20 protein-coding genes are annotated in these 21,287 nt (G+C 62.2%); 15 read left to right on the top strand and 5 right to left on the bottom strand.

All coding sequences use genetic code 11. The features are described 5' to 3' along the window. Nucleotides 1-161: 161 nt before the first annotated feature. The 7 genes from DWF74_RS08280 to DWF74_RS08250 all read left to right on the top strand — a co-directional run bounded on the left by DWF74_RS08280 (nt 162) and on the right by DWF74_RS08250 (nt 8,286). Nucleotides 162-1,421, top strand: a complete 1,260-nt coding sequence (locus DWF74_RS08280) for an AGE family epimerase/isomerase (RefSeq protein ID WP_115580744.1) — start codon at nt 162-164, stop codon at nt 1,419-1,421. Between the two features lie 116 nt (nt 1,422-1,537). Beyond that, the gene (locus DWF74_RS08275; RefSeq protein WP_102860600.1) at nt 1,538-2,830 is read left to right on the top strand and encodes an ABC transporter substrate-binding protein; all 1,293 of its coding nucleotides are present in this window, start codon (nt 1,538-1,540) and stop codon (nt 2,828-2,830) included. 122 nt (nt 2,831-2,952) lie between these two features. Beyond that, nucleotides 2,953-3,861: a carbohydrate ABC transporter permease gene (locus DWF74_RS08270; RefSeq protein ID WP_102860601.1), complete on the top strand. Its 909-nt coding sequence runs from the start codon at nt 2,953-2,955 to the stop codon at nt 3,859-3,861. Next, nucleotides 3,854-4,699, top strand: coding sequence for a carbohydrate ABC transporter permease (locus DWF74_RS08265; protein ID WP_102880657.1), 846 nt, complete (start codon nt 3,854-3,856; stop codon nt 4,697-4,699). The genes DWF74_RS08270 and DWF74_RS08265 overlap by 8 nt, the downstream gene beginning before the upstream one ends. A gap of 3 nt (nt 4,700-4,702) precedes the next feature. Next, complete coding sequence (locus tag DWF74_RS08260) at nt 4,703-5,863, top strand: ABC transporter ATP-binding protein (RefSeq protein WP_115580743.1); 1,161 nt, start codon at nt 4,703-4,705, stop codon at nt 5,861-5,863. An 88-nt stretch (nt 5,864-5,951) separates the two neighbouring features. After that, a complete protein-coding gene (locus DWF74_RS08255; protein ID WP_115580742.1) occupies nt 5,952-7,301 on the top strand; it encodes a carbohydrate porin in 1,350 nt (449 codons plus the stop codon). Between the two features lie 130 nt (nt 7,302-7,431). Continuing rightward, complete coding sequence (locus DWF74_RS08250; protein WP_115580741.1) at nt 7,432-8,286, top strand: D-hexose-6-phosphate mutarotase; 855 nt, start codon at nt 7,432-7,434, stop codon at nt 8,284-8,286. Nucleotides 8,287-8,315: 29 nt separating this feature from the next. Here DWF74_RS08250 and DWF74_RS08245 read toward each other — a convergent pair whose 3' ends face one another. Further along, complete coding sequence (locus tag DWF74_RS08245) at nt 8,316-9,176, bottom strand: MurR/RpiR family transcriptional regulator (protein WP_170001736.1); 861 nt, start codon at nt 9,174-9,176, stop codon at nt 8,316-8,318. A 225-nt stretch (nt 9,177-9,401) separates the two neighbouring features. Between DWF74_RS08245 and zwf the strand changes: the two genes are divergently transcribed. Genes zwf through DWF74_RS08230 form a run of 3 tightly spaced genes read left to right on the top strand, consistent with a single transcriptional unit; the run spans nt 9,402 to nt 12,254 of the window. Next, the gene (gene zwf / locus DWF74_RS08240) at nt 9,402-10,871 is read left to right on the top strand and encodes a glucose-6-phosphate dehydrogenase (RefSeq protein ID WP_102860606.1); all 1,470 of its coding nucleotides are present in this window, start codon (nt 9,402-9,404) and stop codon (nt 10,869-10,871) included. Further along, nucleotides 10,858-11,571, top strand: a complete 714-nt coding sequence (pgl, locus tag DWF74_RS08235; protein ID WP_115580740.1) for a 6-phosphogluconolactonase — start codon at nt 10,858-10,860, stop codon at nt 11,569-11,571. The genes zwf and pgl overlap by 14 nt, the downstream gene beginning before the upstream one ends. A 17-nt stretch (nt 11,572-11,588) precedes the next feature. Continuing rightward, nucleotides 11,589-12,254: a bifunctional 4-hydroxy-2-oxoglutarate aldolase/2-dehydro-3-deoxy-phosphogluconate aldolase gene (locus DWF74_RS08230; RefSeq protein WP_102860608.1), complete on the top strand. Its 666-nt coding sequence runs from the start codon at nt 11,589-11,591 to the stop codon at nt 12,252-12,254. 114 nt (nt 12,255-12,368) lie between these two features. Here the strand turns inward: DWF74_RS08230 and DWF74_RS08225 are convergent, their stop codons facing one another. Both DWF74_RS08225 and DWF74_RS08220 read right to left on the bottom strand, forming a co-directional pair. Beyond that, on the bottom strand, nt 12,369-13,559 hold the full coding sequence (locus DWF74_RS08225; protein WP_102860609.1) for an aminotransferase class V-fold PLP-dependent enzyme: 1,191 nt from the start codon (nt 13,557-13,559) through the stop codon (nt 12,369-12,371). A gap of 13 nt (nt 13,560-13,572) precedes the next feature. Then, nucleotides 13,573-13,809, bottom strand: coding sequence for a DUF3820 family protein (locus tag DWF74_RS08220; RefSeq protein WP_025126856.1), 237 nt, complete (start codon nt 13,807-13,809; stop codon nt 13,573-13,575). A gap of 229 nt (nt 13,810-14,038) precedes the next feature. Between DWF74_RS08220 and DWF74_RS08215 the strand changes: the two genes are divergently transcribed. The 4 genes from DWF74_RS08215 to DWF74_RS08200 all read left to right on the top strand — a co-directional run bounded on the left by DWF74_RS08215 (nt 14,039) and on the right by DWF74_RS08200 (nt 17,721). Next, nucleotides 14,039-14,506: a ferritin-like domain-containing protein gene (locus DWF74_RS08215; protein WP_102860610.1), complete on the top strand. Its 468-nt coding sequence runs from the start codon at nt 14,039-14,041 to the stop codon at nt 14,504-14,506. 156 nt (nt 14,507-14,662) lie between these two features. After that, a complete protein-coding gene (locus DWF74_RS08210; protein WP_115582432.1) occupies nt 14,663-16,651 on the top strand; it encodes an FUSC family protein in 1,989 nt (662 codons plus the stop codon). Next, nucleotides 16,638-16,844: a DUF1656 domain-containing protein gene (locus tag DWF74_RS08205; protein WP_115580739.1), complete on the top strand. Its 207-nt coding sequence runs from the start codon at nt 16,638-16,640 to the stop codon at nt 16,842-16,844. The genes DWF74_RS08210 and DWF74_RS08205 overlap by 14 nt, the downstream gene beginning before the upstream one ends. A 10-nt stretch (nt 16,845-16,854) precedes the next feature. Further along, a complete protein-coding gene (locus DWF74_RS08200) occupies nt 16,855-17,721 on the top strand; it encodes an efflux RND transporter periplasmic adaptor subunit (RefSeq protein ID WP_115580738.1) in 867 nt (288 codons plus the stop codon). An 81-nt stretch (nt 17,722-17,802) separates the two neighbouring features. Here DWF74_RS08200 and DWF74_RS08195 read toward each other — a convergent pair whose 3' ends face one another. Next, on the bottom strand, nt 17,803-18,273 hold the full coding sequence (locus DWF74_RS08195) for a MaoC family dehydratase (protein WP_011062855.1): 471 nt from the start codon (nt 18,271-18,273) through the stop codon (nt 17,803-17,805). A gap of 50 nt (nt 18,274-18,323) precedes the next feature. Then, the gene (locus DWF74_RS08190; protein ID WP_115580737.1) at nt 18,324-19,268 is read right to left on the bottom strand and encodes an alpha/beta hydrolase; all 945 of its coding nucleotides are present in this window, start codon (nt 19,266-19,268) and stop codon (nt 18,324-18,326) included. 213 nt (nt 19,269-19,481) lie between these two features. Between DWF74_RS08190 and fadD2 the strand changes: the two genes are divergently transcribed. Next, entirely contained in the window at nt 19,482-21,170 is a 1,689-nt protein-coding gene (gene fadD2, locus DWF74_RS08185) for a long-chain-fatty-acid--CoA ligase FadD2 (protein ID WP_102860614.1), read from the top strand. Nucleotides 21,171-21,287 lie beyond the last annotated feature (117 nt).

Here is a 21,287-nt window from a genome sequence, read left to right as displayed (position 1 = left end):
GCCTTCAACGTTAATACAGGGCTCCTGGACCACTACAAGCCAGCTTCTGCGGTGGAGTGCAATGTCACGGTTTGGTGACATTGTGCTGGCCCTTCGTTACCTGCGGTTGCGAACGGCTTGATTAGACTCAAGCCTTCGATAAAAACAACAACAGGCCACTCATGGACTCTCTCCCCCTGCCGCTGCGCAGTTGGCTGAACGCGCCCGCTCACCATTCCTGGCTCGCCGCCGAAGGCCTGCGCCTGCTTGATTTCGCCAAGGCTTCACGACTCGCCGAAGGCTTCGGCAACCTCGATGCCCGGGGCTGCCTGCCCGCCGGTGCCCAGGCCGAAACCATGAACACCGCGCGCATGACCCACAGCTTCGCCATGGCGCACATCCAGGGTCTGCCGGGTTATGCCGGGCTGGTGGACCACGGCATCGCCGCGCTCATGGGGCCGTTGCGCGATGCCGAGCACGGCGGCTGGTTCGCCGTGGCCGGTCAGGCCGATGGCAACAGCACCAAGGCCGCCTACCTGCATGCCTTTGTCGCCCTGGCCGCCAGCTCTGCGGTGGTGGCGCAGCGGCCGGGTGCCCAGGCCCTGCTTGAGGAGGCGATCCGGATCATTGACGGGCATTTCTGGAGCGAGGAGGAGGGCGCCATGCTCGAGTCCTTCAATCGCGACTGGCGCAAGCCGGAAGCCTATCGCGGCGCCAACAGCAACATGCACGCCACCGAGGCTTTCCTGGCCCTGGCCGATGTCACCCAGGACCCGCGCTGGCTCAACCGCGCCCTGCGCATCGTCGAGCGGGTGATCCATCAGCACGCCGCCGCCAACGACTTCATGGTGATCGAGCATTTCGACGCTGACTGGCAACCCCTGCGCGACTATAACCGGGCCTTTCCCGCCGACGGTTTCCGCCCCTTCGGCACCACGCCGGGCCACGGTTTCGAATGGGCGCGCCTGCTGTTGCACCTGGAGGCGTCGCGCGGCCTGGCCGGGATGCTGACCCCGGGCTGGCTGGCGCTGGATGCGCAGCACCTGTTCGCGAGCAACTGCCGCCACGGCTGGGACGTGGACGGTGCCCCGGGCATTGTCTACACCCTGGATTGGGACAACCGGCCGGTGGTGCACCAACGCCTGCACTGGACCCATGCCGAGGCCAGCGCCGCCGCCAGCGCTTTGCTCAGGCGCACCGGCCAGGAGCAGTACGAGGCCTGGTACCGGCGTTTCTGGGAGTTCTGCGAAGCCCATTTCATCGATCATCAGCAGGGCAGCTGGCATCACGAACTGGGCCGCGACAACCGCCCGGCCGCCGAGATCTGGGGCGGCAAGCCGGACCTCTATCACGCCTGGCAAGCCGTGCTGATTCCGCGTCTGCCCCTGGCGCCGAGCATGGCCTCGGCTTTGGCCCAAGCGTCTGTTCCGGGCCTTGTGTAACCATGTCGTGACATTTCCCCGTCGCTTCGTTACCCGAACGTTCGACTAGGCTGTTTAGACTCGTATGCAGCGCAAGCACCAGACTTGCATGCATAACAACAAGAAAGGTACTTCAAATGAATGCGATTTCTCGCCTCGCCACTGTCATTTCCCTTGCCTCTCTGTTTCCCCTGAGCGCCCTCGCCGCCGATTCCAAAGGTTCCGTGGAAGTCGTCCACTGGTGGACTTCGGGTGGTGAAAAAGCTGCCGTCGATGTGCTCAAGGCCCAAGTGGAAAAAGACGGTTTCACCTGGAAGGACGGCGCCGTGGCCGGTGGTGGCGGTTCCACTGCGATGACCGTGCTGAAAAGCCGCGCCGTGGCCGGCAACCCGCCGGGCGTAGCCCAGATCAAGGGCCCGGATATCCAGGAGTGGGGCAGCACCGGCCTGCTCAGCACCGACACCCTCAAGGACGTGGCCAAGGCGGAAAACTGGGACGGCCTGCTCTCGTCCAAGGTGGCCAATACCGTCAAGTACGAAGGTGATTACGTAGCAGTGCCGGTGAATATCCACCGGGTCAACTGGCTGTGGATCAACCCTGAAGTGTTCAAGAAAGCCGGGATCGACAAGGCCCCGACCACCCTCGAAGAGTTCTATGCCGCCGGCGACAAGCTCAAGGCTGCGGGCTTCATTGCCCTGGCCCATGGCGGCCAGCCGTGGCAGGACAGCACCGTGTTTGAAGACGTGGTGCTCTCGGTCATGGGCCCTGAAGGCTACAAGAAAGCCCTGGTGGACCTGGACCAGAAAACCCTCTCCGGCCCGGAAATGACCAAGGCCTTTGCCGAGCTGAAGAAAATCACCGGCTACATGGACCCCAACCGTGCCGGGCGTGACTGGAACATTGCGGCTGCCGACGTGATCGGCGGCAAGGCCGGCATGCAGATGATGGGCGACTGGGCCAAGAGCGAATGGACGGCGGCGAAGAAAGTTGCCGGCAAGGACTACCAGTGCGTGCCGTTCCCGGGCACCGACAAGGCCTTCACCTACAACATCGACTCCCTGGCGGTGTTCAAGCTCAAGGCCGATCGCAAAGGTGATATCGCCGCTCAGCAGGACCTGGCCAAGGTGGCCCTGGGCAAGGACTTCCAGAAGGTCTTCAGCATCAACAAGGGCTCGATCCCGGTGCGCACCGACATGCTCAACGACATGAGCGCCGAGGGCTTCGACTCCTGCGCCCAGGCAGCGGCCAAGGACTTCCTGGCCGACGAGAAGACCGGCGGCCTGCAGCCGAGCATGGCGCACAACATGGCCACTTCCCTGGCGGTGCAGGGCGCGATCTTCGATGTGGTGACCAACTTCATGAACGACAAGGATGCGGACCCGGCCAAGGCCAGTGCGCAACTGGCCTCGGCGGTCAAAGCCGCGCAGTAATCCTTGACCCCGCCGCCGGTACGCCGGCGGCTGACCTGTGACTGTGTTGCCGCCCTGCAGGGCTTACGCCCATGCAGCGGCGGCGTGCATCCCGGATTCACTTCAATAACTGGGTTTTTGCGATGAGCTCTGTGGCGGTTTTCAGCAAGGCCTCACCCCTGGACGCACTGCAGCGCTGGCTACCCAAGCTGGTGCTGGCGCCGAGCATGGTGATCGTGCTCGTGGGGTTTTATGGCTACATCATCTGGACGTTCATTCTGTCCTTTACCAATTCCAGCTTCATGCCGAGCTACAAGTGGGTCGGCCTGCAGCAATACCTGCGCTTGATGGACAACGACCGCTGGTGGGTGGCGAGCAAGAACCTCGCGCTCTTCGGCGGCATGTTCATTGCCATCAGCCTGGTGCTGGGGGTGTTCCTGGCGGTGCTGCTGGACCAGCGCATCCGCAAGGAAGGCTTCATCCGTACCGTGTACCTGTACCCCATGGCACTGTCGATGATCGTCACCGGTACTGCCTGGAAGTGGCTGCTCAACCCTGGCCTGGGCCTGGACAAGATGCTCCGTGACTGGGGCTGGGAAGGCTTTCGCCTGGACTGGCTGGTGGATCAGGACCGGGTGGTCTACTGCCTGGTGATCGCCGCTGTATGGCAGGCCTCGGGCTTTGTCATGGCGATGTTCCTCGCCGGTCTGCGCGGTGTTGACCAGTCGATCATCCGCGCCGCCCAGGTCGACGGCGCGAGCCTGCCGACCATCTACCTGCGGATCGTCCTGCCGAGCCTGCGGCCGGTGTTCTTCAGTGCCTTCATGATCCTCGCCCACATCGCCATCAAGAGCTTCGACCTGGTGGCGGCGATGACCGCGGGCGGCCCGGGCTACTCCTCCGACCTGCCGGCGATGTTCATGTACTCCTTCACCTTCAGCCGGGGCCAGATGGGCATCGGCTCGGCCAGCGCCATGCTGATGCTCGGTGCCGTACTGACCATCCTGGTGCCGTACCTGTACTCCGAACTGCGAGGCAAGCGCCATGACTAACTCCCTCGCCAAGCCGACCCTGAACTTCAGCCGGATCGCCATCTACGCCACCTTGCTGCTGGCGGCGGCGGTGTATCTGATTCCATTGGTGGTGATGCTGCTGACCAGCTTCAAGACCCCTGAAGACATCCGCACCGGCAACCTGCTGAGCTGGCCCCAGGTGGTGGACGGCATTGGCTGGATCAAAGCCTGGGACGCTGTGGGCGGCTACTTCTGGAACTCGGTGAAGATCACCGTGCCGGCGGTACTGATCTCCACCTTCATCGGTGCAATGAACGGCTACGTGCTGTCGATGTGGCGCTTTCGCGGCTCCCAGCTGTTCTTCGGCCTGCTGCTGTTCGGCTGCTTCCTGCCGTTCCAGACCGTGCTGCTGCCGGCCTCGTTCACCCTTGGCAAGTTCGGCCTGGCCAACACCACCACCGGTCTGGTGCTGGTGCACGTGGTCTACGGCCTGGCCTTCACCACGCTGTTTTTCCGCAACTACTACGTGAGCATCCCCGATGCCCTGGTCAAGGCCGCGCGTTTGGATGGCGCCGGGTTCTTCACCATCTTCGGCAAGATCCTGCTGCCGATGTCGGTGCCGATCATCATGGTCTGCCTGATCTGGCAGTTCACCCAGATCTGGAACGATTTCCTGTTCGGCGTGGTGTTTGCCAGCGGCGATGCGCAACCGATCACCGTGGCCCTGAACAACCTGGTCAACACCAGCACCGGGGCCAAGGAATACAACGTTGATATGGCGGCGGCGATGATCGCCGGGCTGCCGACACTGCTGGTCTACATCTTCGCCGGCAAGTATTTCCTGCGCGGGCTGACGTCCGGCGCAGTCAAGGGGTAAAGCATGGCCACTCTCGAATTACGCAACGTCAACAAGACCTACGGTGCCGGCCTGCCGGACACCCTGAAGAACATCGAACTGAAGATCGACGACGGTGAGTTCCTGATCCTCGTCGGCCCGTCCGGCTGCGGCAAATCCACCCTGATGAACTGCATCGCCGGGCTGGAGAACATCAGCGGCGGGGCGATCCTGGTGGACGACGCCGACATCAGCGGCATGAGCCCCAAGGATCGTGACATCGCCATGGTGTTTCAGTCCTACGCGCTGTACCCGACCATGAGCGTGCGCGACAACATCGCCTTCGGCCTGAAGATCCGCAAGATGCCCACTGCCGAGATCGACGCGGAAGTGGCGCGGGTGGCCAAGTTGCTGCAGATCGAGCACCTGCTGACCCGCAAGCCGGGCCAGCTCTCCGGTGGCCAGCAGCAGCGGGTGGCCATGGGCCGGGCGTTGGCGCGGCGACCGAAGATCTACCTGTTCGACGAACCGCTGTCCAACCTCGACGCCAAGCTGCGGGTCGAGATGCGCACCGAAATGAAACTGATGCACCAGCGCCTCAAGACCACCACGGTCTATGTCACCCACGACCAGATCGAAGCCATGACCCTGGGCGACAAAGTGGCGGTGATGAAGGACGGGATCATCCAGCAGTTCGGCACCCCGAAGCAGATCTACAACGACCCGGCCAACCTGTTCGTGGCGAGCTTCATCGGATCGCCGCCGATGAACTTCATCCCCCTGCGCCTGCAACGCAAGGACGGCCGCCTGCTGGCGCTACTGGACAGTGGCCAGGCCCGTTGCGAGCTGCCTCTGGGCATGCAGGACACGGGGCTCGAAGACCGCGAGGTGATCCTCGGCATTCGTCCGGAGCAGATTGCCCTGGCCGCCACCGAAGCCAACGGCTTGCCGACCTTGCGCGCCGAGGTCCAGGTGGTCGAGCCCACCGGTCCCGACACCCTGGTGTTCGTCACCCTCAATGGCACCAAGGTCTGCTGCCGCCTGGCTCCGGATCAGGCGCCCGAGGCAGGAGAAACCCTGACCCTGCAGTTCGATCCGGCCCGAGTGCTGCTGTTCGATGCCCAGAGTGGCGAGCGCCTGGGAGCGGCCGGCGCGCCTGTGTCCGAGCCCCGTAGCGGCAACGTGGCGCAGTTCAAGGGGCGTTGAATCCGTGGCGGATGGCCTGTCATCCGTCGCACCCGCTGTAAACCGCGTTGGATAAATCGTTAATAACAATAAAGACGAGGATGTAGGGATGAAAAAGCAACACAGCAATACCCGGCTGCTTTGCCAGTTGTCAGCGGCTGCGGCATTGGTCCTGTCCGCCAATGTCATGGCGGACGAGGCGTTCAGCGCCGACTCCAAGTGGATGACCGGCGACTGGGGTGGTGAGCGTACCAAGCTGATCGAGCAGGGGATCGACATCAAGGCCGACTACGTCGGTGAAATGGGCGCCAACCTGCATGGCGGCTACAACGACGACAAGACCGGGCGCTACAGCGATCAGTTCGGTCTCGGCGTGGCCTTCGATCTGCAGAAGCTGCTGGGCTGGGACAATACCCAGGCCAAGATCCAGCTGACCAACCGTAACGGCCAGAACATTTCCAACGATCGTATCGGCGACCCGCGTGCCGGTACCTTGAGTTCTTCCCAGGAGGTGTACGGTCGTGGCCATATGGTGCGTCTGACTCAGCTGTGGATTCAGCACCAGTTCCTCGACGGCAAGCTGGACGTCAAGGCCGGTTACTTCGGCGAAGGCGAAGACTTCAACACCTTCCCCTGCGAGTTCCAGAACCTGGCCTTCTGCGGCTCCCAGGTGGGCAACTGGGCCACCGGCATCTGGTACAACTGGCCGGTCAGCCAGGCGGCGCTGCGGGTCAAATACCACATCACCCCCGAGCTGTATGCGCAGATCGGCGCTTACAACCAGAACCCGTCGCAGCTGGAGCACGGCAACGGCTTCAAGCTCAGCGGCAGCGGCACCAAGGGCACGGTATTGCCGGTGGAACTGGTCTGGTCGCCCAAGTTCAATAGCCTGCCGGGTGAGTACCGCGTGGGTTACTACAAGAGCACGGCCGACGCCAATGATGTGCGCAAGGACGCCAACGGCCAGGACGCCGCGGACACAGGCGACGCCTATCGCGTGCACAACAGCAAGCACGGCTACTGGTTCGTCGGGCAGCAGCAACTCACCACCCACAACGGTGACGCTTCCCGTGGCTTGAACATCGCCGCCAACGCCACCTTCCATGACAAGGACACCAACGTCGTCGACAACTACCAGTCGCTGATGTTCGTGTACAAGGGGCCGTTCGATGCGCGTCCGAAAGATGACGTGGGCATCGGTTTTGCGCGGATCCACGTCAACGACGATGTGCGCAAGAACGCCCAGCTGATCAATGAGGATAACGGCATCAGCAACTACGACAACCCGCTGTACATGCCGCTGCGCGACACGGAATACAACTACGAGATCAACTACGGTTTCCACGTCACCAACTGGCTGACCGTACGCCCCAACCTGCAATACATCACCCATCCGGGCGGTGTGGATGAAGTGGATAACGCGTTGGTGGCCGGTCTGAAAATTCAGTCGGTGTTCTAGAGCTGTTGCGATAAGCTCCTCCTCCATGTGCGCATTTTGCGGATGGCCCAGGCCGTCCGCTTTTTTTTGTGGGGATTGCAAGTCCCCCTGATGAGTATCGAGACAGCAGTGAATTTCAGGACCGCGGCCCATGCATGAGCATCCGCTACAACGCTTTTTCAAATCCCTGCGCGAACGCCCGGTGTTCGCCTGGGAGCGCTATCAGATGCGCGATGTGCTGGTGATCGATCACCCGCTGTGTCAGGCGGTGTTCAGTCGCCAGGGCGCTCAACTGCTGCACTTTCAGCCGGCCGGGCAGAAGCCCTGGCTGTGGTGTGCCTCGAAGTGGCCGCAAGTGGGGGCGATCCGCGGCGGGGTGCCGGTGTGCTGGCCCTGGTACGGTCGCCATCCCAGTGAAAATGCCTGGCCGTCCCACGGTTGGGCGCGGCTGCTGGACTGGAAACTGCTGGACAGCAGCAGCGACGAGGACGGCGTGCGCCTGCACTGGCAATTGCAGTTGTGCGACTGGAAGGTCGACCTGCATGCGCACCTGGGGCAAAGCATGGATTTGCGCCTGAGCACCGAGCACCAGGACAGTGAACCTTGTCAGTTGAGCCAGGCTTTGCACGCCTACTGGCGTATTGGCGACGTCGGCGAGGTAGCGCTGTCCGGGCTTGATGGCGCCCAGGGTTACGACCAGTTGAACCGCCAGGTCTGTCAGCAGCAGGGCGAGTTGCGGGTCGAGGGCGGGTGCCAGCGGGTGTTCCAGCACGAAGGCGAATTGCAGCTCAAGGACCACGCCTGGCAACGGGAGTTGTGCATCGATACTGGTGACGATGCCGACACCGTGGTCTGGCACCCCGGCACCCGGCCCTTGCTGGGGGTGAGCTGGAATGAGGTATCGCGGTTTGTCTGTGTCGAAGCGGCTGCCGGCGGCACCGACAGCCTGTGCCTGGCGCCGGGGGAGCAGGCGCACCTGAGCTTGCAGGCGCGGGCTGCGGTGTAGGAGTCGGCAGGCCGGCGAACCGGCCAGCCTCAGTTGAACTCGTCGCCCACCGGATAGCGGCTGGCGTTGAGGCTTTCCTTGATCTTGCGCAGGTGCGGCTGGAAGTCCACGCCACGGCGCAGGGTCATACCGGTGGCCAGCACGTCGAGCACGGTGAGCTGGATGATCCGCGAGGTCATCGGCATGTAGATGTCGGTGTCTTCGGGCAGAGGGATGTTCAGGCTCAAGGTACTGGCCTTGGCCAGGGGCGAGTTCTCTGCGGTCAGCCCCAGCACCGAAGCGCCGTTTTCTCGGGCAATGCGCGCCACTTCCACCAGTTCGCGGGTCCGGCCGGTGTAGGAAATGATCACGAACAATTCGCCGGTGTGGGCCACCGAGGCGATCATGCGCTGCATCAGTACATCGGCATGGGCCGTCACTGCCAGGTTGAAGCGGAAAAACTTGTGCAGTGCATCCATGGCCACCGGGGCCGAGGCACCGAGGCCGAAGAAGTGGATCTGCCGAGCCTGAATCAACAGGTCAACGGCCTTGCTGATCAGGTTCGGGTCCAGGGCCTGGCAGGCACTGTCCAGGGAGGCGATGGCGCTGCCGAAGATCTTTTGTGTGTAGGCCTCGGGGTTGTCGTCGGCCTCTACGGCGCGGCTGACGTAGGCGGCGCCGCTGGCCAGGCTCTGGGCCAGTTGCAGCTTGAGTTCCGGGTAGCCGCTGACACCGAACGAGCGGCAGAAGCGATTGACCGTCGGTTCGCTGACCGAAGCGGCCTGGGCCAGCGCAGCGATGCTGAAGCGAGTCGCCTGCTGTGGGTTGAGCAGGATGACTTCGGCGACTTTACGTTCCGCCTTGTTCAGTTCTTCAAGGCGGTTCTGGATCTGCTCCAGAAGATTTCGCACTCGGTCCATTCAGGTTTCCTAGATCGGCTAGACAGGCGCAGCGGCAGAGCCGCTAGAGCGCCCGCAATGCGAAGTTGAGAGGTGGCCTATCCTACTGATGGCCTGGATCGACCACCACCTGGAATCTGTATTTTGTAAAAATGTTGTGTTTATTACTACATTTTTCCTTGAGTGATGCCTTGAAAAAAGGTATTTGTAGCTTAACTTGATAAAAGAACAAACATCATGCCTTCGATAACGGTTGAACCCTGCACTTTTGCCTTGTTCGGCGCGCTGGGCGATCTGGCGCTGCGTAAGCTGTTTCCTGCCTTGTACCAACTCGATGCCGCCGGTCTGTTGCATGAAGACACGCGGATTCTGGCCCTGGCTCGTGAGCCGGGCAGCGAGCAAGAGCACCTGGCGAATATCGAAACCGAGCTGCGCAAGTACGTCGGCGACAAGGACATCGACACTGAGGTCCTGCAGACTTTTCTCGCTCGCCTGAGCTACCTGCATGTGGACTTCCTCAAGGCCGAGGACTATGTGGCCCTGGCTGAGCGCGCCGGCGGCGAACAACGCTTGATCGCCTACTTCGCCACACCGGCGGCGGTGTATGGCGCGATTTGCGAGAACCTGTCCCGGGTCGGACTCAACCAGCACACTCGCGTGGTCCTGGAAAAACCCATTGGCTCGGACCTGGAATCGTCGCGCAAGGTCAACGACGCGGTGGCCCAGTTCTTCCCGGAAAACCGCATCTACCGGATCGACCATTACCTGGGCAAGGAGACGGTGCAGAACCTGATCGCCTTGCGCTTCGCCAACAGCCTGTTCGAAACCCAGTGGAACCAGAACTACATCTCCCACGTGGAAATCACCGTGGCCGAGAAGGTTGGCATCGAAGGCCGCTGGGGCTATTTCGACAAGGCCGGCCAACTGCGGGACATGATCCAGAACCACTTGCTGCAGTTGCTGTGCCTGATCGCCATGGACCCACCGGCCGACCTCTCCGCCGACAGCATCCGTGACGAGAAGGTCAAGGTGCTCAAGGCCCTGGCGCCCATCAGCCCGGAAGGCCTGACCACCCAGGTGGTGCGTGGCCAGTACATTGCCGGTCACAGCGAGGGCCAATCGGTGCCGGGTTACCTGGAGGAAGAAAACTCCAACACCCAGAGCGACACCGAAACCTTCGTCGCCCTGCGTGCCGATATCCGCAACTGGCGTTGGGCCGGGGTGCCGTTCTACCTGCGTACCGGCAAGCGCATGCCGCAAAAACTGTCGCAGATCGTCATCCACTTCAAAGAGCCATCGCACTATATCTTTGCCCCCGAGCAGCGCCTGCAGATCAGCAACAAGCTGATCATTCGCCTGCAGCCGGATGAAGGCATCTCGTTGCGGGTGATGACCAAGGAACAAGGCCTGGACAAGGGCATGCAGCTGCGCAGCGGTCCGTTGCAGCTGAATTTTTCCGATACCTATCGCAGTGCACGGATTCCCGATGCCTACGAGCGGTTGTTGCTGGAAGTGATGCGCGGCAATCAGAACCTGTTTGTCCGCAAAGATGAAATCGAAGCCGCGTGGAAGTGGTGTGACCAGTTGATCGCCGGGTGGAAAAAATCCGGTGATGCGCCCAAGCCGTATGCGGCCGGGTCCTGGGGGCCGATGAGCTCCATTGCACTGATCACGCGGGACGGGAGGTCTTGGTATGGCGATATCTGATTTGCAACTGCCGGCGGGGCTAGCAGCCCACGAATTCCGCAGTCCTACCTTGTTGGCTGAAGGCCAGGCACTGAGAGTGGCCGAGCTGCTGCGCGAGGCCATTGCCGCCCGCGGCAACGCGACCCTGGTGGTGTCCGGTGGCCGTAGCCCGGTGGCGTTTTTCCAGGCCCTGGTAAAGCAGGAGCTGGATTGGTCCAAGGTGCTGATCACCCTGGCGGACGAGCGTTGGGTGCCGGTGGAGCATGCCGACAGCAATGCCGGCCTGCTCAAGCGCTATCTGCTCCAGGGGCCGGTGGCCAAGGCCAGCTTCCTCAGCCTCTATAGCGCGGCGGCCAACCTGGAAGAAGCGGCCCAGCAGGCCGATCGTCTGTTGTCCGAGTTGCCGGGAATTGATGTGCTGGTGCTGGGCATGGGTGATGACGGTCATACCGCCTCGCTGTTCCCCAACAGCCCTAACCTGGCCGAGGCGCTTCGGGTCGATGGCAGCCGTCGCTGCTGGCCAATGCTGGCGCCCGCCGTGCCCCATCAGCGCCTGAGCATGAGCCGGGCCTTGCTGGCCTCGGCCCGCCATCAGCTGTTGTCGATTTCCGGTCAGTCCAAGCTGACCACCCTGAGTGCCGCACTGGCCGGTGACGCTGTTGCCGAAATGCCGATTCGCGCCTTCCTGCAAACCCCGTTAGAGATTTACTGGTGCCCATGAGCCAAGGATCAGCCGCTATGACAAACCTACCCCCGACCGTTTCCATGGCGGACAAAGTTGCCCTGATCGACAGCCTCTGTGCCAAGGCGCGGATTCTGCCGGTGATCACCATCGCCCGTGAGCAGGATGTGCTGCCACTGGCAGACGCCCTGGCGGCAGGTGGCCTGACGGCCCTGGAAGTGACCCTGCGTTCGCAGTTCGGCCTCAAGGCCATCCAGATCCTGCGCGAACAGCGCCCGGAACTGGTGACCGGTGCCGGCACCGTGCTTGATCCGCACATGCTCACCGCGGCGCAAGCGGCAGGCTCGCAGTTCATCGTCACCCCGGGTATCACCCGTGACCTGTTGCAGGCCAGTGTCGCCAGTCCGATCCCGCTGTTGCCGGGGATCAGCAATGCTTCCGGGATCATGGAGGGTTATGCCCTGGGTTATCGTCGCTTCAAGCTGTTCCCGGCTGAAGTCAGCGGTGGTGTGGCGGCGATCAAGGCCCTGGGCGGTCCGTTCGGTGAGGTGAAATTCTGCCCGACTGGCGGCGTTGGCCCGGCCAATATCAAGAGCTACATGGCGTTGAAGAATGTGATGTGCGTGGGCGGTAGCTGGATGCTCGATCCCGAGTGGATCAAGAACGGCGACTGGGCGCGGATTCAAGAGTGCACAGCCGAGGCCCTGTCTCTGCTGGACTGAAATTTTTACCTGATTCGTTGGTGTGTTCTACGGCTTTACGGTGCGCTTGGTCGGTGCACCGTTTTTTTTTGCCCGGAGAAAAAGCCTCGCCCCTCGCTTGAAGAGAGGGAGGCGTCACTGGTTGGCCAATTCGCCAAGGGCCCCGATCAAGCACTGGATGTGCTCCAGAGGCGTCACCAGCCCCGGGGTGATGCGGATGCAGGGGCCAAAACCGGCGCCGGTACGGGTTACGGCGAACAGGTTGTAGTCGCGCAGCAGGCGCTCCACCAGGGCTTGCTGGTCGGCGTGGCGGGTAAAGCGCAGGGCGCTGATGGCGCAGCACAGGCGCGGGTCTTTCGGGGTCAGGATTTCGATCCCTGGCGTCTCGCGCACGGCTTCTGTCCAGGTCGCGCGCAGGTAGTTCAGGCGTGCGCCCTTGGCCGCCGAACCGCCCATGGCTCGATGCTCTTCGAACACCAGGGGCAAGGTCATCAGCGCCGGGATGTTCGGTGTGCTGTAGGGCGTTCGGGCCCTGATGTCGTCGGTGGGGAAGTGGAACTCGCCCATGTCCGGGTCGATATCCTCCAGGCGTTCCGGGTGGATATAGATAAAGCCCAGGCTCAGCGGCGCGCCGATCCATTTGTGCAGGTTGAAACCAGCGAAGGCGATCCCCAGCTGGGGCAGGTCGAAGTCGATCTGGCCCAGGGCGTGGGCGCCGTCGAGAATGATGTCGACTTGGTGTTCCCGGGCGGCGGCGGCAATGGCCTGGACTGGCATGACCAGTCCGCTGCGATGGGTGACGTAGGTCAGCGGCATCAGCTTGAGTCGCGGGTAACGCTCGAACGCGCTTGTATAGGTGTCGAGCAGGCTGTCAAAACTGGCAGGGTGCTGGTGCTCGATTTCTATCACCTCCACACCCCGGTGACGGGCCAGCCAGCGCATCGCGCTTTTCACCGTGTCGTACTCCAGGTCGCTGAGCAGCACCTGGTCGCCGGGTTGCAGGCGGTTGTAGTTGCGGATCAAGGATTGCAGGGCGTCGGAAGCACAGCGAGTCAGGGCCACGGCATTCTCCGGGGCCTCCAGCAGTGCTGCCAGCTGGCCACGGATCTGCAGGGCCTCGATCTGTTCGAAGCGCTGGCGCACATGCACCGAGTTGCTGCGGTTCACCCACTGGATATTGTGTTGGTACTCCTCGGCCACCTTGCGCGTCATGCGCCCGAAATAGCCGTTCTCCAGATTGATCGGCCCAGGTTCGATGTCGAACTGCCGGGCGATTGCACGCCAATGGTCTTCGTCCTGGGCAAGGGTTGCTGCAGTCCTTGGCATGGTGGGCTCTTTTTCAGTGACGGGGCTTGGGTTTGCCGTGTTTGGCGCGCAGCGGGTCCAGCAGGTCGGACAGGCCGTTGTGATCGATCTCCTGCATCAGGGCCAGCAGGCCGCCGAGCTCACCCTTGGGAAAGCCCTCACGGGCGAACCAATTCAGGTAGGGGCCGGGCAGGTCGGCCAGGATACGGCCCTTGTACTTGCCGAAGGGCATTTCCCGGGTGATCAGCAGTTCAAGTGTCTCGGGGGTCATGGCGCAACTTTCGTGTGATTCGAACGCCATGGAAAATACAGGCATTCTGCATGCAGGCCAAATGACAGATCATGCAAATAACGCGGATACAGATTTTTAGTTAAAAGATAACTTATTGAAAATTAAGTAAAAAATATAAATTCAAAGTCTGGCATGGCGGGTGCAAAGGTTAATCCAGCAGTTAACCCAGCAGTTGACTCAACTCTCTCAACCCGCAAGGAACCAGAAAATGACTGACTTGAATAAAGAAGCAATTTCGGTGCTCAACAGCCTGATCGAGACCAGCAAGGATGGTCAGGAAGGGTTCAAGACCTGTGCTGAAGACATCAAGCACCCAGAACTCAAGGCGCTGTTCATCAAGCGCTCCACCGATTGCGCTACCGCCGCCGCCGAACTGCAGTCCGTGGTGCGCTCCATGGGTGGCGAACCGGAAACCTCCACCAGCGTCAGTGGCGATCTGCACCGTCGTTGGGTCGACCTCAAGTCACTGGTGACCGGCAAGGATGAGGAATCGGTGCTCAACGAGGCCGAGCGTGGCGAAGACCATGCCTTGAAGTCCTACAAGGAGGCGCTGGATAAAATCAGCAAGCACAACCTGGTGGGTATTCGTGATGTGGTAGAGCGCCAGTACCACGGCGTGCAACGCAATCACGATCAGGTCAAAGCGTTGCGCAACCAGGCTCGTGCCCGTTCGTAACGGCTAAAACCTGTCAAAAACGCCAGCCAGTCTGGCGTTTTTTTATGCCTGTGATTTAGTGCTGGACGGGAATTAGTTAGCTAGCTAATAATTAGCTCGCGCCCACTCGTGGCGATCCCGACTATGGTTATTCAGTCCTTCCGAGAGTCCTTGTTCGTGCCCATTACCTTGCAGGCCTTGCTTGCTCCCAGCCTTCCTGCCGTGCAGTTCGCGATCAAGACGCTGCTGGGTGGTGGCCTGGCGCTGTGGCTGGCGTTGCGTTGGGGCCTGGAGCAGCCGGCCTGGGCCCTGATGACCGCGTTCATCGTCGCTCAGCCGTTGTCCGGAATGGTGCTGCAAAAGGGGCTGGCCCGGCTGCTGGGGACCTTGGTTGGCACCCTTATGTCGGTGCTGTTCATGGGCCTGTTCGCCCAGACGCCCTGGTTGTTCCTGCTGGCCCTGGCCCTGTGGCTGGGGTTGTGCACCGCCAGTTCCACGCTGCTGCGCAGTGCCTGGTCCTATTCCTTCGTGCTGGCGGGCTACACCGTGGCGATCATCGCCTTGCCCGCCATCAGTCACCCGTTGACCGTGTTCGATCAGGCCGTGGCCCGTTGCACGGAGATCTCCCTGGGGATCATCTGCGCCACCGCCAGCAGTGCCCTGATCTGGCCAATGCGGGTAGAGCGCCAACTGGCGGATCAGGCCCGCAGCGCCTGGCACAGTGGCATGCAGGCCGCTCGCGCCACCCTGGCCGGCGATGCCCTGGCGCGCAAGGGCCTGCTGGAAATTCTCGGGCGCATCGTCGCCGTGGACTCCCAGCGCGAACACGCCTGGTTCGAAGGGCCATCGGGGCGCCAGCGGGCCCGGGCCATCAGTGGCCTGAGCCAGAAGCTGCTGATGCTGTTGCGGATCTCCCGTTCGGTGCGGCGCCAGTGGAAACAATTGGACGCCGACGAAGCCCGGCAACTGCAGCCCTGGATGGATTGGGTTCAGGAAGCCCTGGCGGCGGCCGACAAGGCTGGTCTGCAAGCGCTGCGGCCGCGCCTGCAGGAAGCGTCCCATGAGCTTCAGATCAGCCCGGCGCAGAGCTTTTGCCTGGCGCGTTTTGCGTTGTTGCTGGATACCGCCCTGGCGGCAACCCAGGCCCTGGACGCGGTGCAGGAGGGGCGGGCGCCGGTGGAGCAACCGGCAACCCTGACTCCCCATCGTGATCTGTCGCTGGCCCTGGTATTCGGTGCCCGCAGTGCCTTGGCGTTTCTCACGGTGGCCAGCTTCTGGCTGGCCACTGCCTGGCCTGCTGCTTCCGGGGCCATGCTCCTGACCTGTGTGGTCTGCAGTCTGTTTGCCAGCCGTGAGAACGGCGCGCAGATTGGCATGAGCTTCATGCGCGGAATCTTCCTGGCGATTCCGGCGGCGTTCCTGGTGGGGCAGATCCTCCTGCCCCAATGGAGCGGCTTTGCGATGTTGGCCATGGCCATGGGCGTGCCGCTGTTCTTCGGCGCCCTGGGCATGGCCAAGCCACAGATAGGCGCCACTGCCACTTCGTTCTGCCTGCATTTCATCGTGTTGATTTCGCCGATGAACCGCATGAATTTCGATGTCGCCAGCTTCTTCAACAATGCCCAGGCCATGGTGCTGGGGGTGGGCGCCGCGGTACTGGCCTTCCATCTGCTGATTCTGCGTAACCCGGCCTGGCATGGCCGGCGCCTGCTGGCGGCGACCTTGAGTGATCTGGTGCGTTTGACTCGGCGCAACCTGCGGGGCGCGGAAAGCTGGTTCGGCGGGCGCATGGCTGATCGCCTGCTGCAACTGGCCCGGCATTATCCGGAGCTGCCGGAACAGGCCCGCAGTCGCTGGGACGATGGCCTGTTGGGCCTGGACGTCGGCGATGAACTGATGCACCTGCGCCTGAGCCTGGCGGTGGCCCAGGTGCCGGTGAGTGCGGCGCAGCGTGAGTATTTCGAGCAGTTGCAACGCATCCTTGAACAGGGCCCGGCCGGTCATCGCCAGGAAGCGCTGGTGGCGCCCAGTGCGGCCTTGCTCGACGCTTTGGACCAGCAGCCACCCAGTGACGCGTTGAAACTGGCCAAGGGGGCGGTGCTGCAATTGCAAAACAGCTGGCGCAGTTGGTGCCGGCAGCAGGAGGACAGTCATGGGGCTGCGTGAGTGGTCGTTGGGCGGGGTGCTGCTCAGCCCGTTTCTGATTTACGTGGTGCTGGCGCTGGTGGTCACCGGCGTGCTGCGAGTGCTGGTGCGAGTCACCGGATTGGGGCGCTTGATCTGGCATGAAGCCCTGTTCGATTGTGCCCTGTACGTCTGTGTATTGACGGTGATCACTGTGGTCCTGGGACCTTTATAAGGAGTTGATTATGCGTACACCCGTACGTGTCGTATTTACCCTGTGCCTGGTGGCGGTGGCGATCTTCGCCGGTTATCACCTGTGGCAGTACTACATGCTGACGCCCTGGACCCGGGACGCGCGGATTCGCGCCGACGTGGTGATCGTGGCCCCGGACGTATCCGGCTGGGTGCGCGAGCTCAAGGTGGCGGACAACCAGCCCGTGAAGGCCGGAGACTTGTTGCTGAGCATCGACCGTGACCGGTTCGAGGCGGCCCTGGAAAAGGCCCAGGCCGTGGTTCAGACCCGTCAGCAGCAATTGAGTCTGCGCGAGCACGAGGCCAGTCGCCGTGCGGCCCTGGGTCCCCAGGCCATCAGTGCCGAGCTGCGCGAGAACGCCCAGATCAACGCCGGCATAGCCCGGGGCGAACTGCGTCAGGCCCAGGCCGAGGCCAAGGTCGCGGAGCTCAACCTGGCCCGCAGTCAGGTGCGCGCGCCCCGTAACGGGCATATCACCAACCTGCGCCTGGCCGAGGGCAACTACGTCAATGCCGGGCAGCCAGTGATGGCGCTGATCGATGATTCGACGTTCTACGTCCAGGCTTATTTCGAGGAAACCAAGCTGCCGCGAATCCAGGTCGGCGACCCGGTAAAGGTCTGGCTGATGAGTGCCGGCGATGCCCTGCCGGGCCATGTGCAAAGCGTCAGCCGGGGGATCACCGACCGCAACGCCACCCCTGACGGGCAATTGCTGGCGGAGGTGGAGCCGACCTTCAACTGGGTTCGTCTGGCCCAGCGGATTCCGGTGCGGATCAAGCTGGACAAGGTGCCTGAAGGCATCAATCTGAGCGCCGGGATGACCGCCAGCGTGCAGGTCGAGGAGGGCGGTGGACGGTAGGAGACGGCTTGCTGGCGCAAGCCATGACGAGCAAAGCCTTCGCCGACAAGCCGGCTCCTGGAGGATTACGTGGGGTGCGGTTTAGCCAATGGTGATGGCCGGCAGGGTCGGCAGGGTCACGGTCTGTTGCTTGCGTGGGGCGAGGATCTCGGCTTCGCCGTCCACCACCAGCTCGTCGCGCTGGTTGAACACGCGAGTGGCGATGCGGACGCGGAATTTCGGCAGTTTTTCGAGGATTTCCAGGCGTACGGTCAGGGTGTCGCCAATCTTCACCGGCTTCTGGAAGCTCATCTGCTGACCGATGTAGATGGTGCCCGGCCCAGGCAATTCGCAGGCCACGGCGGCGCTGATCAGGGCGCCGCTGAACATGCCGTGGGCAATGCGCTCCTTGAACATGGTGGCGGCGGCGAACTCGGGATCCAGGTGCACCGGGTTGTGATCGCCGGACATGGCGGCGAACAGCTGGATGTCACGCTCCTCGACGGTCTTGCTGTACTGGGCGGTCTGACCGACTTCCAGGGCTTCGTAAGGGGTGTTGGTAACCTGGGTCATGTTGCTGAAATCCTCTGACAGGTAAATGAGCGCACTGACCGCGCCGTCGCTTACTCCGACCGTGGAGGCCGGCGGTGTTGCAGCGCTTGGTCCAGCCAGGCCAGTACGTCGTGGGTCACTTGATCACGGTTGCTTTCGTTGAACAGCTCATGACGTGCCTGCGGGTAGATATTGAGTTGCAGGCACTGGCTGCCGGCCTCGCGCAATGCGTTGGCCAGATCCTTGAGACGCTTGCCATCACTCACCGGATCACATTCTCCGCCCATGACCAACAACGGCAGGCCGGGATCGATCTGCGCCAGGTTGGAAATCTTGCTGATTTGTTGCAGGCCACCGAGCAGGTCGATCCACAGCTGGTTGGTGCAGCGATAGCCACACAGCGGGTCGTTCACGTACTTGTCGACTTCGGCCGGATCGCGGCTGAGCCAGTCGAAGGCGGTGCGATTGGGCTTGAAAGCCTTGTTGAAGGAGCCGAACGACAGCCACTCGATCAGTGCGCTGCGTCCCTGGCCGCCCTGGCGCCAGCGTTCGAACCGCGCGATCAGGCTGGCGGCGCGGTACAGGGCCACTGGCTGGAAGTTCGAGCCGCTGAGAATCGCCCCGTGGAGGCTGGCGCTGTGATGTTGCAGGTAGGCCTGGACGATGTAGCTGCCCATGCTGTGGCCCAACAGCACGATGGGCGTGCCGGGGTGTTGCTGGCCGATGTGCTGGTTGAGGCTGGCCAGGTCGCCGACGACCTTGTTCCAGCCACCCTGGTCTGCGTAGTGGCCGAGGACCCCGTGTTCCGCGGTTTTACCGTGGCCGCGCTGATCCGGGGCATAGATTCCATAACCCTCGGCGCACAGGGCCTCGGCCAGGCGAGCGTAACGCCCGCTGTGCTCGGCCATGCCGTGGGACAGCAGGATGAGTGCCTTGAGCGGGCGCTCGGGCAGCCACAGGTTGACGAAGAGGCGTTGGTGATCACTCGTGGTCAACCAGAACGTGTCGTGGGTCATGGCGATTCCTTTGCACGAAGACGCTGCACTTTATAGCGTATCGCCGCGTGTGCGTCTGATGCGCACGCCTGTTGGAAGCAAGATTCATAAAATTAATGACACACTTGCGCATATTTGCCTGATTCACCATAGCTGCTAACGTCCGATGAGCCCCGCCGCTGATAGCGTTACAGAGGCGGCCCGGACCGTTCAGGTAATGAGAGGACAAGAATAATGCAACCTGATTTCTGGAATGATAAGCGCCCCGCCGGCGTCCCCAACGAGATTGACCTGGGGGCCTTCAAGTCGGTGATCGAGGTGTTTGAGCGTTCCTGCAAGAAATTTGCTGATCGCCCGGCCTTCAGCAATATGGGGGTGACCCTCACCTACGCCGAGCTGGAACGCTACAGCGCGGCCTTTGCCGGTTATCTGCAAAGCCATACCGATCTGGTTCCGGGGGATCGTATTGCGGTGCAGATGCCCAACGTCCTGCAGTACCCGATCGCGGTCTTCGGTGCGCTGCGGGCCGGTCTGGTGGTGGTCAACACCAATCCGCTGTACACCGCCAGGGAGATGCGTCATCAGTTCAAGGACTCAGGAGCCCGGGCCCTGGTCTACCTGAATGTCTTCGGGCAGAAGGTCCAGGAAGTTTTAGGGGATACCGATATCCAGTTCCTGATCGAGGCCAAGATGGGCGACCTGATGCCCACCGCCAAGGGCTGGTTGGTCAACATGGTGGTGGACAAGGTCAAGAAGATGGTCCCGGCCTATCACCTGCCCCAGGCCATTTCCTTCAAGAGTGCCCTGCGCCTGGGGCGTGGCCAGGGGATCAAGCCGCTGCAGGTGGGGCTCGATGATGTTGCCGTGTTGCAGTACACCGGCGGTACCACCGGCCTGGCCAAGGGCGCGATGCTGACCCACGGCAACCTGGTGGCCAACATGCAGCAGGCCCGGGCCTGCCTCGGCCAGCACGGGCCCGACGGTCATAGCCAGTGGCGTGAAGGGCAGGAAGTGATGATCGCGCCGCTGCCGCTGTACCACATCTATGCCTTCACCGCGAACTGCATGTGCATGATGGTCACGGGCAACCACAACGTGCTGATCAGCAATCCGCGGGATATCGGCGCCTTTATCAAGGAGCTGAAGAACTGGCGTTTTTCCGCCTTGCTGGGGCTCAACACGCTGTTCGTGGCCCTGATGGATCACCCGGAATTCAAGAACCTGGATTTTTCCAACCTCAAGCTGACCAACTCCGGTGGCACGGCCCTGGTCAAGGCTACGGCTGAGCGCTGGCAGAAACTCACCGGCTGCCGGATCACCGAAGGTTATGGCCTCACCGAAACCTCGCCGGTGGCCTGCACCAACCCCTATGGCGACCGCTCGCGATTGGGTACGGTCGGTCTGCCAGTGCCGGGCACCACCTTGAAGGTCATCGATGACCAGGGCACCGAGCTGCCGCTGGGCGAGCGTGGCGAGCTGTGCATCAAGGGACCACAGATCATGAAGGGCTACTGGAACAAGCCGGAAGCCACGGCCGAAGTGCTGGATGCCGAGGGTTGGTTCAAGTCCGGCGATATTGCAGTGATCGATCCCGATGGTTTCGTGCGCATCGTTGATCGTAAGAAGGACATGATCATCGTCTCGGGTTTCAACGTTTACCCCAACGAGATCGAAGATGTGGTCATGGCTCACCCCAAGGTCGCCAACTGCGCGGTGATCGGGGTGCCGGACGAACGTTCCGGCGAGGCGGTGAAGCTGTTTGTGGTGCCTCGTGAGGCGGGGGTCAGCCTTGAAGAGCTCAAGGCCTACTGCAAGGAGAATTTCACGGGGTACAAAGTGCCCAAGCACATCGTGCTGCGTGAGTCTCTGCCGATGACGCCTGTGGGCAAGATCCTGCGTCGCGAGCTGCGCGACATCGCCTGATCCCTGGCTTTTTCCATCGCGGGCAAGCCTGTTGGCTCAACGGGCTTGCCCGCGATGCATTCTGGGGGCGCAAAGGCCCGTGCCAGAGCGGAATTCAAGGTTGTAGAATTTTTACTC

It is taken from the genome of Pseudomonas protegens (assembly GCF_003363755.1).
GTDB lineage: Bacteria > Pseudomonadota > Gammaproteobacteria > Pseudomonadales > Pseudomonadaceae > Aquipseudomonas > Aquipseudomonas danubii.
This window is presented reverse-complemented; position numbering and strand designations above follow the sequence as displayed.

What these genes read in the sequence shown, in the direction of transcription:
- DWF74_RS08280 (WP_115580744.1), top strand. Translation starts at nt 162, where the DNA reads ATGGACTCTCTCCCCCTGCCGCTGCGCAGTTGGCTGAACGCGCCCGCT.
- DWF74_RS08275 (WP_102860600.1), top strand. Translation starts at nt 1,538, where the DNA reads ATGAATGCGATTTCTCGCCTCGCCACTGTCATTTCCCTTGCCTCTCTG.
- DWF74_RS08270 (WP_102860601.1), top strand. Translation starts at nt 2,953, where the DNA reads ATGAGCTCTGTGGCGGTTTTCAGCAAGGCCTCACCCCTGGACGCACTG.
- DWF74_RS08265 (WP_102880657.1), top strand. Translation starts at nt 3,854, where the DNA reads ATGACTAACTCCCTCGCCAAGCCGACCCTGAACTTCAGCCGGATCGCC.
- DWF74_RS08260 (WP_115580743.1), top strand. Translation starts at nt 4,703, where the DNA reads ATGGCCACTCTCGAATTACGCAACGTCAACAAGACCTACGGTGCCGGC.
- DWF74_RS08255 (WP_115580742.1), top strand. Translation starts at nt 5,952, where the DNA reads ATGAAAAAGCAACACAGCAATACCCGGCTGCTTTGCCAGTTGTCAGCG.
- DWF74_RS08250 (WP_115580741.1), top strand. Translation starts at nt 7,432, where the DNA reads ATGCATGAGCATCCGCTACAACGCTTTTTCAAATCCCTGCGCGAACGC.
- zwf (WP_102860606.1), top strand. Translation starts at nt 9,402, where the DNA reads ATGCCTTCGATAACGGTTGAACCCTGCACTTTTGCCTTGTTCGGCGCG.
- pgl (WP_115580740.1), top strand. Translation starts at nt 10,858, where the DNA reads ATGGCGATATCTGATTTGCAACTGCCGGCGGGGCTAGCAGCCCACGAA.
- DWF74_RS08230 (WP_102860608.1), top strand. Translation starts at nt 11,589, where the DNA reads ATGACAAACCTACCCCCGACCGTTTCCATGGCGGACAAAGTTGCCCTG.
- DWF74_RS08225 (WP_102860609.1), bottom strand. Translation starts at nt 13,559, where the DNA reads ATGCCAAGGACTGCAGCAACCCTTGCCCAGGACGAAGACCATTGGCGT.
- DWF74_RS08220 (WP_025126856.1), bottom strand. Translation starts at nt 13,809, where the DNA reads ATGACCCCCGAGACACTTGAACTGCTGATCACCCGGGAAATGCCCTTC.
- DWF74_RS08215 (WP_102860610.1), top strand. Translation starts at nt 14,039, where the DNA reads ATGACTGACTTGAATAAAGAAGCAATTTCGGTGCTCAACAGCCTGATC.
- DWF74_RS08205 (WP_115580739.1), top strand. Translation starts at nt 16,638, where the DNA reads ATGGGGCTGCGTGAGTGGTCGTTGGGCGGGGTGCTGCTCAGCCCGTTT.
- DWF74_RS08200 (WP_115580738.1), top strand. Translation starts at nt 16,855, where the DNA reads ATGCGTACACCCGTACGTGTCGTATTTACCCTGTGCCTGGTGGCGGTG.
- DWF74_RS08195 (WP_011062855.1), bottom strand. Translation starts at nt 18,273, where the DNA reads ATGACCCAGGTTACCAACACCCCTTACGAAGCCCTGGAAGTCGGTCAG.
- DWF74_RS08190 (WP_115580737.1), bottom strand. Translation starts at nt 19,268, where the DNA reads ATGACCCACGACACGTTCTGGTTGACCACGAGTGATCACCAACGCCTC.
- fadD2 (WP_102860614.1), top strand. Translation starts at nt 19,482, where the DNA reads ATGCAACCTGATTTCTGGAATGATAAGCGCCCCGCCGGCGTCCCCAAC.